At 45.9% G+C, this 14,606-nt stretch carries 21 protein-coding genes, 1 pseudogene and 2 riboswitches; of the genes and pseudogenes, 18 read left to right on the forward strand and 4 right to left on the reverse strand.

The window, feature by feature from the left end; genetic code table 11:
- Nucleotides 1–111 precede the first annotated feature (111 nt).
- The 12 genes from DW922_RS09660 to DW922_RS09720 all read left to right on the forward strand — a co-directional run bounded on the left by DW922_RS09660 (nt 112) and on the right by DW922_RS09720 (nt 8,728).
- Complete coding sequence (locus DW922_RS09660; protein WP_118523215.1) at nt 112–651, forward strand: decarboxylase; 540 nt, start codon at nt 112–114, stop codon at nt 649–651.
- Entirely contained in the window at nt 648–1,193 is a 546-nt protein-coding gene (locus DW922_RS09665; RefSeq protein WP_118523216.1) for an adenylosuccinate lyase, read from the forward strand. The genes DW922_RS09660 and DW922_RS09665 overlap by 4 nt, the downstream gene beginning before the upstream one ends.
- Complete coding sequence (locus tag DW922_RS09670) at nt 1,190–2,284, forward strand: DUF4313 domain-containing protein (RefSeq protein ID WP_118552408.1); 1,095 nt, start codon at nt 1,190–1,192, stop codon at nt 2,282–2,284. The genes DW922_RS09665 and DW922_RS09670 overlap by 4 nt, the downstream gene beginning before the upstream one ends.
- Nucleotides 2,281–2,604 (forward strand): hypothetical protein, encoded by a 324-nt coding sequence (locus tag DW922_RS09675; protein ID WP_118523218.1) that lies wholly within the window; start codon nt 2,281–2,283, stop codon nt 2,602–2,604. Before DW922_RS09670 ends, DW922_RS09675 begins: the two co-directional genes overlap by 4 nt.
- 126 nt (nt 2,605–2,730) lie before the next feature.
- Nucleotides 2,731–3,438, forward strand: coding sequence for a DUF4313 domain-containing protein (locus tag DW922_RS09680; RefSeq protein ID WP_003501990.1), 708 nt, complete (start codon nt 2,731–2,733; stop codon nt 3,436–3,438).
- Between the two features lie 26 nt (nt 3,439–3,464).
- A complete protein-coding gene (locus DW922_RS09690; RefSeq protein ID WP_003501988.1) occupies nt 3,465–4,121 on the forward strand; it encodes a hypothetical protein in 657 nt (218 codons plus the stop codon).
- A 386-nt stretch (nt 4,122–4,507) separates the two neighbouring features.
- Nucleotides 4,508–4,607, forward strand: a riboswitch (TPP riboswitch).
- A 60-nt stretch (nt 4,608–4,667) separates the two neighbouring features.
- Nucleotides 4,668–4,765, forward strand: a riboswitch (TPP riboswitch).
- Between the two features lie 66 nt (nt 4,766–4,831).
- Nucleotides 4,832–5,506 (forward strand): TenA family protein, encoded by a 675-nt coding sequence (locus DW922_RS09695; protein WP_003501986.1) that lies wholly within the window; start codon nt 4,832–4,834, stop codon nt 5,504–5,506.
- Nucleotides 5,503–6,306, forward strand: coding sequence for a bifunctional hydroxymethylpyrimidine kinase/phosphomethylpyrimidine kinase (thiD, locus tag DW922_RS09700; protein ID WP_003501984.1), 804 nt, complete (start codon nt 5,503–5,505; stop codon nt 6,304–6,306). Before DW922_RS09695 ends, thiD begins: the two co-directional genes overlap by 4 nt.
- A gap of 11 nt (nt 6,307–6,317) precedes the next feature.
- Nucleotides 6,318–6,959, forward strand: coding sequence for a thiamine phosphate synthase (gene thiE / locus DW922_RS09705; RefSeq protein ID WP_003501982.1), 642 nt, complete (start codon nt 6,318–6,320; stop codon nt 6,957–6,959).
- A complete protein-coding gene (locus DW922_RS09710) occupies nt 6,949–7,605 on the forward strand; it encodes an HAD family phosphatase (protein WP_003501979.1) in 657 nt (218 codons plus the stop codon). Before thiE ends, DW922_RS09710 begins: the two co-directional genes overlap by 11 nt.
- 2 nt (nt 7,606–7,607) lie before the next feature.
- Nucleotides 7,608–8,093, forward strand: coding sequence for an NUDIX domain-containing protein (locus tag DW922_RS09715; protein WP_003501977.1), 486 nt, complete (start codon nt 7,608–7,610; stop codon nt 8,091–8,093).
- 209 nt (nt 8,094–8,302) lie between these two features.
- Nucleotides 8,303–8,728 carry a response regulator transcription factor gene (locus DW922_RS09720; RefSeq protein WP_003501975.1) on the forward strand — a complete coding sequence of 142 codons (426 nt, stop codon included), beginning with the start codon at nt 8,303–8,305 and terminating at the stop codon, nt 8,726–8,728.
- Between the two features lie 53 nt (nt 8,729–8,781).
- Here the strand turns inward: DW922_RS09720 and DW922_RS09725 are convergent, their stop codons facing one another.
- The 4 genes and pseudogenes from DW922_RS09725 to DW922_RS09740 form a co-directional block, all read right to left on the reverse strand.
- Nucleotides 8,782–8,964 (reverse strand): helix-turn-helix domain-containing protein, encoded by a 183-nt coding sequence (locus DW922_RS09725; protein WP_003501974.1) that lies wholly within the window; start codon nt 8,962–8,964, stop codon nt 8,782–8,784.
- The gene (locus DW922_RS09730; RefSeq protein WP_243024401.1) at nt 8,961–9,368 is read right to left on the reverse strand and encodes a sigma-70 family RNA polymerase sigma factor; all 408 of its coding nucleotides are present in this window, start codon (nt 9,366–9,368) and stop codon (nt 8,961–8,963) included. The genes DW922_RS09725 and DW922_RS09730 overlap by 4 nt, the downstream gene beginning before the upstream one ends.
- 19 nt (nt 9,369–9,387) lie before the next feature.
- On the reverse strand, nt 9,388–9,687 hold the full coding sequence (locus DW922_RS18040; RefSeq protein WP_243024402.1) for a hypothetical protein: 300 nt from the start codon (nt 9,685–9,687) through the stop codon (nt 9,388–9,390).
- Between the two features lie 632 nt (nt 9,688–10,319).
- Nucleotides 10,320–10,499 (reverse strand): annotated as a pseudogene (locus DW922_RS09740) (helix-turn-helix transcriptional regulator); the annotation flags it as partial.
- A gap of 207 nt (nt 10,500–10,706) precedes the next feature.
- On the opposite strand from DW922_RS09740, the gene DW922_RS09745 reads away from it, so the two are divergent.
- The 6 genes from DW922_RS09745 (at nt 10,707) to DW922_RS09765 (ending at nt 14,601) form a co-directional block, all read left to right on the forward strand.
- Nucleotides 10,707–11,090, forward strand: a complete 384-nt coding sequence (locus tag DW922_RS09745) for a GntR family transcriptional regulator (RefSeq protein ID WP_002578893.1) — start codon at nt 10,707–10,709, stop codon at nt 11,088–11,090.
- Nucleotides 11,083–11,943 (forward strand): ABC transporter ATP-binding protein, encoded by an 861-nt coding sequence (locus tag DW922_RS09750; protein ID WP_080908610.1) that lies wholly within the window; start codon nt 11,083–11,085, stop codon nt 11,941–11,943. Before DW922_RS09745 ends, DW922_RS09750 begins: the two co-directional genes overlap by 8 nt.
- On the forward strand, nt 11,936–12,586 hold the full coding sequence (locus tag DW922_RS09755) for an ABC-2 transporter permease (protein ID WP_015567057.1): 651 nt from the start codon (nt 11,936–11,938) through the stop codon (nt 12,584–12,586). Before DW922_RS09750 ends, DW922_RS09755 begins: the two co-directional genes overlap by 8 nt.
- Before the next feature lie 9 nt (nt 12,587–12,595).
- The gene (locus tag DW922_RS18300; RefSeq protein ID WP_262348839.1) at nt 12,596–12,718 is read left to right on the forward strand and encodes a hypothetical protein; all 123 of its coding nucleotides are present in this window, start codon (nt 12,596–12,598) and stop codon (nt 12,716–12,718) included.
- A 162-nt stretch (nt 12,719–12,880) separates the two neighbouring features.
- Entirely contained in the window at nt 12,881–13,573 is a 693-nt protein-coding gene (locus DW922_RS09760; protein WP_118523221.1) for a response regulator transcription factor, read from the forward strand.
- A complete protein-coding gene (locus DW922_RS09765) occupies nt 13,570–14,601 on the forward strand; it encodes a HAMP domain-containing sensor histidine kinase (RefSeq protein WP_118726450.1) in 1,032 nt (343 codons plus the stop codon). Before DW922_RS09760 ends, DW922_RS09765 begins: the two co-directional genes overlap by 4 nt.
- The last annotated feature ends 5 nt before the right edge of the window (nt 14,602–14,606 follow it).

Below are 14,606 nucleotides of genomic sequence, written 5' to 3' on the forward strand. Positions count from 1 at the left end.
AACCGATTGCTGGCCTGCAAGAGCTTTGCGTTTATCCACGCCAATGTGCATAAGCACTGCCGCCACTTCCGGCGCGGATAGCCGCCCGGAAGCTACCCACGGAGGATGCCTATGGAACGAGATGAACTACGCACCACTTTAGTGAACCATCTGGAAACCCTGCGGCGCAATCTGCAGGTCGTATCCATGGAGGTGCTGAAAACCAAGTACAAAAAACCATTTGATGCCCTGCGGCAAGACATCTGTAAAGCCGCTACCGCCTATACCCGCTTTCTGGTATTTGACGGTATGCGGATCAAACACAAATACTTTGATGAGGCTGTACCCTATATCGATACAGCTGTGAAGCAAACCAAGCGGCTCAAACAGATTTCAGATGCTACCTTTCAGCGTCAGGATATTGACGAGATCGAATCACTCGCCCTTGCCCTGCGCAAAGAGATAGAAGCTACTCTGCAGCCCTTCTATATGGGACATATGTGCCTTTATGTGACGCCGGAATGCTTTGACGACCCGCCCAAGACGCCGGAAGTCTACAATGATGCAACCGCCTGTGTCTGGCGGGATGGTACATGGCAGCTTCTGGAGGATACCAGCAAAGGGTTCCTGCTCTTTGTTCAATCCAAATTCAAGGAGGAAGCTGCCGCATGAAAAAGACATCTCAGCAATATCTAAACAGCGAAGCACACGGTTATCTCATGGAGGCCAAAGCCTGCAAGCTTTTGCTCAAAGACTTGGAGCGCATCCGCGCCAAGCTCAGGCGGCACATCGAAAAGGAAGCCGCAGACCGCGAGGCAGAATTTGAAGCAGCTATGCAATACCATAGCGAAAGTGACATCCAGGAAGCCTACGGCTGGGAATTCATCAGCGAACGGCAGTATGAGCGCTATCTGGAATTGTTCCGTCAGGGCCGCAAGGCACTTGATGAACACAGCCCCACTGTTACAGAGCTGGCTCTCTCCATTCTGAACCGCATCTTTCAGGATATTGATAGAGACTGCCGCCAATGCGAGTTTGAAGCCCTGTCGCCGGAAGAACAGCTTGCCGAGTTGAAGCGTGCTGAAGAATCCAGGCAGGCATGGAAACAGTATATCGCCAGTCTGAAAGAAATGGTCGGCTCTATGACTGGAAAGACCAATGACCACACTGAGTCAAAAAATGTAGCAACTATACACAAGGAGGATGCAAAATGAAAATTCATGAAGATCGTTCTCATATGAATATTGATACCAGATGGTTTGAAAAAGGCTATGCCAAAGAAGACGTCCACTCCCTGCGCCTGCAGTCCCTATGCACCGAAGCAGAGGCAGCAGCCAACAAACAGTTTTATGACAGCCACACCCGCGAAGAATGGGAGCAGTATATCCGTCAGGCAAGTTTTGAGAGCAGCGCAGCAATGAAACCCGTCATGGAAGCCATCGCACAGGACTTTGTCTGCTACCAGTATGACGAAAATATCCCTGTGTCCTATGGCAGCGACCGATGGGATCTGTACTTCTGGTGTAATCCCTTTAACGGCGCCGCAGACGCATCCGAACGGGATTTCTCGTATTTCACGCTGACCTTTAACGAGCGTCAGACGCTGGAGAAACGAAGAAAAGTCTGTCAACAGGTGCTGGAGCTCCTATGCTCACGCTTTCAGGAGCATCCCCATCTCCATGTAGCCGTACAGTGTTCCATATGGTTTGACCATCCGAAGATCCACGATGCGGTGGAGCGCGCAAAGCCCCGTCTGCATGGCCTGCGCTGTATTCAGGACCAAAAAGAAGGAAAGCTGCTCCTGCAGGACGGTACCCTGCTCTTCAGGCCAAAATACGCAAAGAAATATACCCGCACGCTGAGCCAGAGCCAGATTTTGTCCCTTAGTTGGGAACTGGGCGTAGAGGACGGAGAGCCTGATACCGATGCTGCACCTGTTACCTTGCCTTACAAGAAATTTGGTGCCACGCACCCCATCCAGCTGCAGGTGACTTCCTACCTGAATGGAAACCTTGCCATACAAATGGTGACATGGGAAAGCGGTGACCCGGAACCCTGGGCGACTCTCACCGTCAACCTGCCCGGCCAACGGCAAAAAGACCATGCCTTTATCGACACCAATGCCGATTCGGAATTTCCCACCTGGCTCGTCCGACATGGTCTGGCTATCCCAACCGGTCGCACCATGCAGAGTGGGTTCTGCACCTATCCTGAATATCGTTTTCGTGCCAACCGGCTACAGGAGCTGGACCCGGAAGGGTATGCAGGCTACCTGAAAAACTTTGAAAGGCGGTGCAGTGCATGAAATATAAGGCAGTTTATGATGTACTGAATGAAAGGCGGCAGGCTACCCCCGGTTTCTGTTACCATGACCGCAGCGGCTGGCGTGCTTACCCCCAGACCTACATGACCATGCAGTACCCTTTATGGATTATTGCTGAAGATGCTGCCACGGGCAGGCGTCTGTGGATCACCCAGGAGGGCACCCGATTTAGCATTTCCATTCGAAGGATGGATGAACAGAGGCGTAACTATGGCCCTACCTATCGCATTACTTGTGAAAACAGGACAAAGCTGGCTCAGGTTCTGCGCTATCAGTTCGAGTCAAAGACTTTGGCTGTGTAGCTGACGATGACCAGAGAGGAACTGCATTCCTCTCCCTGCTCCGGTTTCCTTGTCCAGAACACACTAAGAAGCACCGGCAATCTGCATTTTTGCAGGCGTCCGGTGCTTCTTTGGAGGAAAACGCTTATGAATACTCTCGCATTTACGCTGGGCGAACACCGAGCCCAGCTTACTTTGAAAATCAGTACATATCCCAACGGCAATCTCGCCATCAAGCTTTATGAAAAGGATCATGGCATCCTGATTTTGTGGGAAACCCTTACCACCAACTTAACCGGAATCCGGCCCGACCACTGCGCTTTCATCAATATAAAAGCCGCAGACGGACTTTTTCCGGCCTGGCTGTCAGACAATCACCTTGCGGAACCCACTGGACAAATTCTTGAATCGGATGGCTGTCTTTACCCTGAATACCTGTTTTATGGCAAAGAACTGGATGCCCTGGATCATGAGGGGCACACCCTCTACATCCGGCATCAGAAAGGCGAACTGGGGTGCCACTTTGAGCGGCTGTATATTGCCCTGCGCAGACTGGCGCGGGAAATCAACGGGTTCAGCTACACCGATTACAGCGGCTGGCGGTGTCTGGATGGGAGTTCCTCCACCCTGCCCCTCTGGATTGAGGCATCTGATCCTTCTCATGGCCGCAAATTCATCTTCACACAGAAAGGTCCCGCACTCCAGACTATCATCCGCTATGCCGATGGTACGGAGAAGCAGTGCATCTATCGGCGCAAAGAGGACATGGCAGGCGATCTGATGACCATGTTCCAGGATGAGCTGCGTGTTTACCCTCCCTGGTCTGAAGACCGAAGGAAACGGTACGAATATTAAACACGATAAAATAGGAGGACATCATCATGAAGATCCGTATCTATCCCAAATCCCTGTTGGAAACCATGTGGCAGCAGGACAAACTGCTGTTTACCCCAGAGGCGGAGCAACCACCCCTGTGTCTTCGGTGTGGTCAGCCGCTGGATTGCAGGCTGGTCATCAACGCCCTGAGCCGCTATGCAGATGTCCATATCTGCGAGGCGTGCGGTATGGATGAAGCCCTGCGTGATGCCAACCGTTGCCCACTCCCTCTAACAGAATGGGCAGCTGTCAAAAACGGTTTGAGCCAGCAGCAGACCGACTTTGAAAATCCGTTGCTGACTACTTCCTGCACCTTTGAAGATCTGTTTCAGCAGGGCTCCCGTCCTGCCAGCGAGATAGCCTATTCCCGTTCTGATTATGACGGATGGAAATGGTGGACCACCTGGCATCAGTGCCAAAAGGATACGCCTGTTCTGGAAGTTGCCCGTGAAATTGATGCTTTCCAGAATGCGCTGTTCCAACTGCCGGAGTTTCTGAATTTGGATACCCTGACACGGTTCTGCCGAGGGTACGCCCAGCCCACCAGCGAGCCCACCGAATTCAATTTGTATTCGGAAACTGCCCACTTTTATATCTGGCTGCGGTTAGTCACCCGGCATCGAGATTATAATGCCTATGTGCATTACTATCTGAAAGGTTAAAAATTTACAACGCACCGGATACAGTATGCCTATCGGCTCTGTATTCGGTGCGTTTTTCTCTCTTTATATACCGCACCATAATCATATCCAAAATATTTATGAAAAATTAGATGCCACAAATTCTATTGAGGGATAAAACAAAGCTATTATTTTAGGATACATTAGCCCCTTACTGTAACCCAGTGATAAAAAACGTCGGCGAAAAGGTGTCAAATCCTCCACATCTGTCTCTCCTTTTTTGTCCGTTTTCCCGCATTTAGAACCTCGTTTTGAGGGGAACAGGATAACTTTATCTAGCCGACCATGCGGAAAAACCTTTGATTTCCGTGGACTTTTACCGTCCTAAATGCGTAGACTTGACTTTTGGGGACTTTCTAACTATAATGATATTCAAGCAGGGGGACTACCTTGTAGTTGAGAAGGTTAAAACCTGACCCTTTGAACCTGTTGGCTAATACCAACGCAGGGAGCTAAAGAATACAGATTCGTATTTTTTGGACATTCTCTGTTTTGGGAATGTCCTTTTTTAATTGAATAAGATATGATATGTGTTTGCGAGGGAACTGAACAAGTTGAAAAAGGTAAGACCTGACCTCTGGACCTGTCGGCTAATACCGGCGTAGGGAAGCAATTTCTTACGCTCGTATTGCGTCTGAAAGAGCTTCTAATTGTTTTAGAGGCTCTATTTTTTTATCTTAGGAGGATCAAACATGGCATTTATGAAAGACATCTTAACCCACAACATTCCCATTTGGGAAGAATGTGCAGCTACCCCATTTGTGCAGGAAGTGCAAACTGGAAAGCTACCTCTTGAAAAATTCAAAAGATATATGATTCAGGATAGTATCTATCTGAAAAACTATGCCCGTATATACGGCAAGGCAATTTTTCATGCTGATACATTAAGAGAAATTCAGCTTTACTATTCCATGCTGAATTTTGTAAATGATACGGAATCAGAAGTGCGCCTGGATTATCTAAAGCAATTTTGCATGACGGATAATGATATTGAACTGATCGCTCCTCTGCCTGAAAATCAAAATTACATTGATTTCATGTTTGAGATTGCGTCACATGGAAAGAATGAAGAAATTTTAATGGCGGTTCTTCCCTGTATGCTAAGTTACAGCTATATATTCCGAAAATTGGCGGCTGTTCCTACAAGCAGACAGTCAAGATATTGGGACTTTATCAAAGATTATGCGGATGAACAATATGCAGAAAGCTGCAAAGAATGGTCTGCTTTTGCAGAGCATAAATGTGCCGGGTTATCAGTAGCAAATAAAAAGTATCTGGCTGATATTTTTGAAAAAGCAAGTTTGTTAGAGCTTGCTTTTTGGAAGATGGCCTATCGGAACGAGAGAATGGAGGAAAATGCAAAATGAAAAAAGTATTGTCCATTGCCGGATCAGATTGCAGCGGAGGTGCAGGTATTCAGGCTGATTTGAAAACTTTTTCTGCTCACGGCGTATTTGGAATGAGTGTTATTGTTTCTGTTGTTGCAGAGAACACCAGCCGCGTTATCGACATCCAAGATATTACCCCGGATATGATTGCAAAACAGATTGATGCCGTGTTTGAAGATATTGAAGTGAACGCAGTAAAGATTGGTATGCTTTCTACGCCAGAATGTATGAAAGCAGTGGCAATGAAACTATTACAATATAAGCCACAAAATATTGTAATCGACCCGGTTATGTATGCCAAAAATGGCTGCCCATTGATGAATCCTGCGGCGGTTTCCACCTTGATAGACACTGTAATTCCACTGGCCGATGTGCTTACTCCAAATATTCCAGAGGCAGAGAAAATAGCGGATATGCAGATTTCCACAGTTTCAGATATGGAGGCTGCCGCAAGAAAAATATATGCCATGGGTTGTAAGGCGATTGTTGTCAAGGGCGGACATCATATAGGAAATGCCGTTGATGTCCTATTTGATGGAGAAAATTTCCACCACTTTGAAACAGCCCGCATTGATACGAAAAATACTCATGGGACAGGCTGTACCTTTTCTTCTGCAATCGCTTCCCAGCTTGCAAAGGGAAAAAGTATTCCGCTTGCTGTCGAAGCGGCAAAGGCTTATGTCACAACGGCAATCGAACACTCCCTTGCGATTGGAAAAGGCTGTGGCCCGACGCACCATTTCTACGAATTGTATCAGCATGGTTTATCTAAAGAATAGGCAGGTGCAAAATGAACTTTGATTATACACTTTATCTTGTTACTGATCGTCAACTAATGAGCTGCGATAGCCTGACAGAAGCGGTGGAACAGGCAATTTTAGGAGGCTGCACAATGATACAACTCCGAGAAAAAGAATTGCCTTCATTGGAATTTTATAATCAGGCGGTTGCCGTGAAACAGGTTACGGAGAGATACCATATTCCCCTTATCATAAACGACCGGATAGATATTGCAATGGCTGTGCAGGCTGCGGGAGTACATATTGGACAACATGATTTACCTGCGGCTACCGTCCGCAAAGTAATTGGGGAAAATATGCTGTTGGGGGTATCTGCTTCTTCCATTGCAGAAGCAATACAAGCACAGCAGGATGGTGCGGATTATTTGGGAGTTGGCGCAATGTTCCCTACTGGAACTAAAACCGACGCTGAATCTGTATCAATGGAGGAATTACAGAAAATCCGCACAGCCGTTTCTTTGCCGATAGTTGTTATTGGCGGTATCAATAAAGGAAATGCAGGGCGTTTCAAGCCCATGGGAATTGACGGACTGGCTGTTGTATCTGCCATCATAGCGCAGTCCGATATAAAAGCTGCTGCTGCGGAACTGAAAGATTTATTTTGCGGAAAGGAAAAGAAACATGGATTTTAATGCGGCAATCTTTGATTTAGATGGAACAATTCTGGATTCAATGGATGTATGGGAGCATATAGATATTCAGTTTTTGAAAAAGAGAAATCTTCCTGTCCCAGATAATTATGTAACTGAAATATGTGCAAGGAGTTTTGAGGAAGCCGCACAATATACCATTGATCTTTTTGGATTGCAGGAAACGGTAGAGGGAATTATTGAGGAATGGAATAATATGGCGGTCGAGGAATACAGGAACCATGTCGGTCTGCTGCCCTATGCCCTTGATTATCTTCTGCGCTTAAAAGAACATGGAATAAAACTTGCAGTTGCTACGGGGTTGCCGGAAAATCTCTATATTCCATGCTTAAAGAACAATTCTATTTTAGAATTATTTGACGCTCTATGTTCAACAGATGAGGTTCAGCGGGGAAAAGAATATTCGGATGTCTTTGAATTGGCCGCAAGAAAATTAGGGGTTGCACCTGAACACTGTATTGTGTTTGATGATGTGCTTCCAGCAATTAAAAGCGCAAAGGCAGCCCGTATGTTAGCAGGTGGGATTTATGATAAGTATTCCGCAGATCAGCGTACAGAAATAGAAAGGATTGCGGATATTTACTTACTTGATTTCCGGCAAGCACCGATCCCACACAAAGAGGTATGAAAATGGAAAAATGGGATTTATATAATGCAAAACGGGAAAAGTCTGGAATAGCAGTGTGCCGTGGAGAAATCATACCCAAAGGGCTGTATCATTTATCTGTGAGTGTATGGATTGTCAACCAGCAGGGGCAGTATCTTTTATCACAGCGGCATCCGAAAAAGCAATACCCTCTTTATTGGGAATGTACGGGTGGTTCTGTACTTTCCGGGGAAACCAGTTTGCAAGGAGCAATCCGAGAGGTAAAAGAAGAATTAGGAATACTGCTTACTCCCGGAAGTGAAAAATTGATTTATCAGACCAGACGGGAAAATGTGCAGGATTTTTACGATGTTTGGCTATTTCATAAGGATATAAAGATTGAAGAAATGCGTTTACAGGAAACAGAAGTTGTGGATGTTCAATGGGTAAATCCAGATAAGTTATTTAAGATGTTTCGCCTGAAACAACTGCACCCTCTGATTACCTATGTGGAACAACTAATAGGCTGAAAAATGCCAGATGTTAAGGTACCAAAGTCTCTGTTGTCTAACACGCTTTTATTGCACAAGAAATCAAATAGGATCCATGTTATTTAGTTCCATATGAAATCAAACAAATTGTGGAAATCACTTATATAAATTATCCTTGCATTTTATATTCTATATTTCCATGAAGTTTGGTTGTCTCAAAGTGTGTAAGGAGAAAGGATGTGAGCAAAATGGGTAAACTTCTGATTCTGTCCATTCCTGATCATGAAGAACATATAATCAACAAAATTATGGAGCTTATTGCGGATGAGCCAGAGTTTATCCACCTTGCACCATCTCCACCGCAGTCTGCACTTTCCTTCCCTGGTCTTGAAATTCGGCTAAAGGAACAAACCGTATATTGCAACGGTACCCTCATCGCTTTGACTTACCATGAATTTGCAGTCCTTACATATCTGGCTCGTCATCCTGGCTGGGTATTCTCAGCCAGCCAGATTTATGAGGCCGTATGGGATAAAGACGGTGAACACTGCGGTACTGCAGTTGCCAGCGTCATCGGTCAGATCCGTCGCAAGCTGACGCCAGACACGCCGAAGGGCGGTTATATCCGCACCGTACTGGGCAGTGGGTATAAATTTAACAGTTCTCCTTTTTAAGTCAGTAAGAAAGGCTCCGAGGCCGTAATGATCTCGGAGCCTTTCTCATTGACTTAAATCCTAAACAGGCTGATTGCCTTCAGTAAAATAATGCTCAATTCCTGGTATAAATCTTCATCAAGTACGCCATCAATAATGGCATACTTGAGTAGCAATGGCCGGTACATCTGTAAGATTGCCGTAATGGCATCCTCGTTGCCAGCCTTGGCGCTGAGAAGCAGACATTCAAAATTCATTTTTTGTCACCTCCTTCAATGCACTTTCTGATTTTCTGAATCGTCCTGTAGTAAAGTGCCGCTGCCCCTTTATAGGACAGCCCAAACTTTAGTCCCAGCGTCTCAAAATCTTCTTCCTCCAGCGTTCGAGCCAGAAATATCTGGCGTTCCCGTTCATTGAGTTTCTGCAACGCCTCCAGAAGCACTCCATTCTCAATGACATCCATAAGCGGCAATCTGTCCAAGACCACTTCCTCTGAGCTGGGTTCGGATTCATAGACCGCTTCTACAGCACTCTCTATACTGTTGCGCTTATAGAGCTGGATCAAATAATCTTTTCTGCGGCGTTTGACCGCCGAAACTAAATATGCTGTAAACCTGAATTGCAGGTCATCTTCTGCCTGCCCATTGTTCCGTTGCCACATGGCTTTACCTCCAAAAGTCTCAAGAATTCCGATGGATTTCCTGAGCTTCTGGTGGTGACCTGCACCGGACCAAATCTGGCTGAGATAAAGAAAAACAGCCAGCTTTGTACCAATGGACAAAACCAGCTGTTCCTTGAATTTCTGCATCGAGCAGTTCAATAGATGCCGTCCGGGCAGGTGGAGGTTTATCTTTATGTAGAGAAAACTCTCTTGTCCTACCTCGACGATATACCCCTATTGAGAGCCGTTCATGAAAAGCCGTGTGTCCTGGAGTTATGAAAGCAATGAACTGCTCGATGTTGTGGAATCCTTTCTCCATAACATCGTTACTCCCTGTCCGCAGTTATGCGGACGGCACACAGGCGGCCTGCATCATCCCCTTTCTTTCGCGATATGGCAGCGCAACGCTGCCGCCCTGCTGATAATTGTTAAATTGTGAAATAATACTTTTTTCAAATGCTATTCCAGCTATTCTATTAAATTAAAACAAAAGGCGGCCTCCATCCTTATTGTCAGGATAAAGACCGCCTTCTTCTTCCGATTTTCATTGGGTATCGTACTGATCTCATACCCCCACCTCCGCTTATCGAATTTTCATTGATTTTTGGGATCACTGCCATAATTACAGTGTAACTGACAGTTTTCGGAAACTTTTGGAGTAGCATTGGAATATCCTTCGAGGAAAGAGAAAATCATTCGACATTATATGACAAAACAAGCTCCAAAACGGTCACTGCATTTTTCCGCTTTGGAGCTATTCCTTTATTATTTCCATAAAGTTGCATCTTCTGTCGTTACCTGTGCCGTATCCGGATGGATATAAATGATTTGGAGTCCTTTCTTTTTGGCATAGTTAACAGTCTGCTGAGTTCCGGATCGCATATTGTTTACATTATCATAAACAGCCACCATAACTTTACCATTATATCAATATACATTTCGTTCCAGATTAAGCTGTATGATAACCGGCAAGCTGGGAATCGTGTCATCGTTTTCAAGGTTGGCAAGATAGCGCCAGTCGATATTGATCTGTTCCGCCAGCGTCTTACGCGATAACTGCTTGACTTTCCGCGCCTCTTTTACATCCGCGCCGAAAGTTTCAAAGCCGGGACAATCTTTGATATTTGCCATATAGCACCATCCATCTACATTGTATATTTCATATTTTCTCAATGGAATGTTGCTATATGCAGTAAGATTAAACTTTATAATTCATATCCCGAAACATAGACAGAGGAAATCATTGCCACACCCCTTGAAATATTGACAAGATACGCCTCTCGTGTTATGCTGTTATACACAACAGCATAACAGTTAAAACACACGGAGGATGCAGCAATGAAACTGATTATTTCAAATGTATCTGGCGTCCCCATATACGAGCAGATTAAACAGCAGATCAAGGCGGCTATTTTATCTGGCGAGCTTCAAGCCGAAGAAACTTTGCCCTCCCTTAGAACACTTGCCAAAGACTTAAAGATCAGCGTCTTAACAGTGACAAAGGCATACACAGAATTAGAGCAAGAGGGCTTTGTTAAAAATGTGCAGGGGCGTGGATGTTTCGTAATGGGGTCTGGTTCAGAACTGATTAAGGAGCAGCTTATTTGCAAAGTAGAAAACAATCTCACCGAAGCAATAAAAGCTGCAAGAATGGCAAATCTATCCACAGAGGAATTACATCGCCTTTTGGACATTTTAACGGAGGTAAAAACAGATGACTAATTATTTAGAGGTAACGAATCTTTCAAAATCTTTTGATTCTTTTCAACTTCACAATATCAGCTTTACTTTGCCAAAGGGATATATTATGGGCTTGATCGGCCCGAATGGTTCTGGCAAAACAACGACAATCAAACTGATTTTGAATATGCTCAAGCGCACCGGCGGCACAGTCAAAGTGATGGGGCTGGATAATATCGCAGAAGAACAAAAAGTAAAATCAGAGCTGGGCGTTGTTTTCGATACAAATTATTTCAGTGATGATTGGAAAGTGTCGCAGGTTGAAAAATCCATTTCGGTATTTTATCCAAATTGGGACAGCCAGAAATTTGCGGATATGTTACGGAAATTTCACATTGCACCAACCAAAAAGGTAAAAGAACTTTCCAAAGGTATGCAGATGAAGTTAATGCTTGCCTGTGCGTTTTCATACGACGCCAAACTGCTGATCCTCGACGAGCCGACCAGTGGACTTGATCCGGTTTCCAGAGATGAACTTTTGAAAATTCTTTCAGAGTATATTGAAGATGGTGAGCATAGTGTTTTGTTCTCCACCCATATCACAGGCGATTTGGAGCGTGCAGCCGATTATATTACCTACATCAGTTATGGCGAGCTGTACTTTACTGGCAGCAAAGATGATTTTGTAGATATGTTCCGCATTGTAAAAGGTGGAATTGAGGAACTGTCCGATGATCTGAAAAATAAGGCGGCTGGTATTCGTACATTCCCTACGGGATTTGAGGCGCTGATGAAAACCGAAGATATTAGCGGTTTCCCTAACCTGACCGTTGAGCCTGCCACCATTGATGAAATTGTAGTGTTTACAAGCAAGAAAGGTGACGATTATGAGTAATATTTTGAAATCCACAAAATTAGATATTGCATTGGTAAAACCATATTTTAAGACAATTTGTTTCACCCTGCTTCTGCCGATTGTGTTTGCCGCAATCAATCGTTCTTTGCTGACAGGGGTATCATTTGCTATGTGCTTTATTGCCATGACGACGGGATATACCTTTTCCATCACAGAAAAAAACAGTATGGATCGTCTGTTTGGTATTTTACCTGTTCGTAAAAGTGAGCTTGTGATCGGACGCTATGTTTTCGTCCTTGCAATGGGGCTTCTTTCCTTGATTATTTCTTTGATTGCACAGCCGCTTGTCTTGAAAGTGCTGGGTGAAACAGTTGGCGTATTTGATATTGTAACTGCCGCTATTGCAGGAGTATTCTTATTTGCACTCTATACCGTGTTCCAGATTCCGGGATATTACAAGTACGGCTCAATCAAAGGACGGGTATTTATGTATATTCCAGTGGCCGGTTTTTTGGTGACTTTACTTCTTCTCTCTAAAATGCCAGCTATCGGGAACTCAATTATTTCAGTCGTTGAATCTTCTCCGATACTTCTTGTGTTGCTTGCGGTTTTTGCTATTGTCGTGATGTATGCGGTTTCAATCTTCTTGTCCATTCGGGTTATGAAGAATAAGGAAATGTGAGGTGATTGTATGGATTTCACAATTTTGGCAGTTGTGCTTTTGATTGGTGTTGGCGTTCCTATCCGTAATAAACTCATACGGAAATATCGGGATAAAAAGAAACAAGAAGATAATAAGGATAAGCTGAAATAATATATAAACAGCACCGGGAGGAATATGAAAATATCTTCTTTGGTGCTGCTTTTTAATAGAGCTATATTTTGCTGATAGATTTTTTGAAAAAATCCGTCCGCTGTAACATTTCGCGGACATTTGCCTGTTATACTATCTGCAAAAAGCAAAGGAAGTGAGGATATGAAGCAGGTTTTAATTGTCGAGGACGACAGTTTTTTGAATAAGATGTTGGCCTATAACCTGACCGCAGATGGCTACGGCGTGACTTCTGCCCTAAATGCCAGAACCGCAGCCGACGCCATCCGCCAGCGGGAATTTGATTTGGTTCTGCTGGACATCAACCTGCCGGACGGGAACGGTTTTGAGCTGTGCAAGCTGATCAAGCCCCAGCACCCGGACACCATCGTAATATTCCTGACCGCCAACGATCAGGAGAGCGACCAGATACGGGGCTATGAGGTGGGCGCGGTGGACTACATCACAAAGCCCTTTGTGATCGGGGCCTTGCAGCGAAAAATCAAAGCCATGTTCGCCATGCTGGAACACCACAAACCGGCCAAGGACATTTACGACGACGGGCGGCTGTTTCTGGACTTCTCGGAGCAGACGGCTTCCTTAAACGGCAAGCCCCTGACTCTATCCCCGATGGAGTACAAAATGCTGAACCTATTCCGTAAAAATCCCCGGCGAGTGCTGACCCGTGGGCAGCTTTTGGAAAAGCTGTGGGATATAGACGAGAGGTTTGTAGACGAACACACCCTGACAACCTCCATCAGCCGGATTCGCAGCAAGATTGAATCCGACGGCGGCGCACCCTACATCAAGACCATTTATGGCATGGGCTATCAATGGACGGGAGGCGAGGCAAAATGAAGGTTAAGAACCTATCGGTAAAGCGGCTGTTTGGCCGGGTGGCAATAGGGCTTGTCCTCTCCATGTCCGGGATCACCATAGCCCTGTTTTTTGTGACGAAACAGACGGCGGTGCTGCTGACGGGCGGGGCGCTGCTGCTGTGCGCCCTTGTGGGGATTTTTGTACTGACACAGGCGTTTGGAAAACGGTTGTCACAGTTTACCGCTGACCTGTGCCAGACTTTAGACCACATGATCGCCGGAAATGAAGCACCCCAGCGGCCAGAGGACAGCGAAACCCAGCTTGCCAGAATCGGACACCGGCTGGCAAGGCTTTACCAGATCATGCAGGAGAACCGCCGCCGGGTGGACGAGGAACGGCAGGAGTTACAGACCCTTGTATCAGATATTTCCCATCAGGTGAAAACGCCGGTAAGCAATCTGAAAATGGCGACGGACACCCTGTTGGAAAAGCCTATGACCGAGGCGGAGCGCACCGACTTTATCCGAGGAATCCGCAGCCAGACGGATAAACTGGACTTTCTCTTTCAGGCCCTTGTGAAAACCTCCCGGCTGGAAACGGGCGTGATCCAGTTGGATAAGAAACCGGGCCGCCTCTTTGATACCGTGGCACAGGCCATGAGTGGAATTGTGTATGCAGCAGAGAAAAAGGAAATCGTCGTGTCCGTGGACTGCCCGGAGGATTTGACCGTTTTCCATGACAGCAAGTGGACATCCGAAGCCCTTTTTAACCTGCTGGACAATGCGGTGAAGTACACCCCGGCAGGCGGGAAAATCGCTGTGTCGGTGGTGCTGTGGGAAATGTATGTGGAAATCAAAGTAGCCGACACCGGCAAGGGCATTTCCGAAAGCAATCAGGCCGCCATCTTCCGGCGCTTCTATCGTGAGGAAGAAGTACACGAACAGCAGGGCGTGGGCATTGGCCTGTATCTGGCCCGCGAGATCGTAACACGGCAGGGCGGCTATATCAAAGTGGTTTCGGAGCCGGGCAAGGGTTCGGAATTTTCCATTATGTTGCCGACTAAATAAAGCAC

Source organism: Clostridium sp. AM42-4, from assembly GCF_003480105.1.
Classification (GTDB): Bacteria; Bacillota; Clostridia; order Lachnospirales; family Lachnospiraceae; genus Brotaphodocola.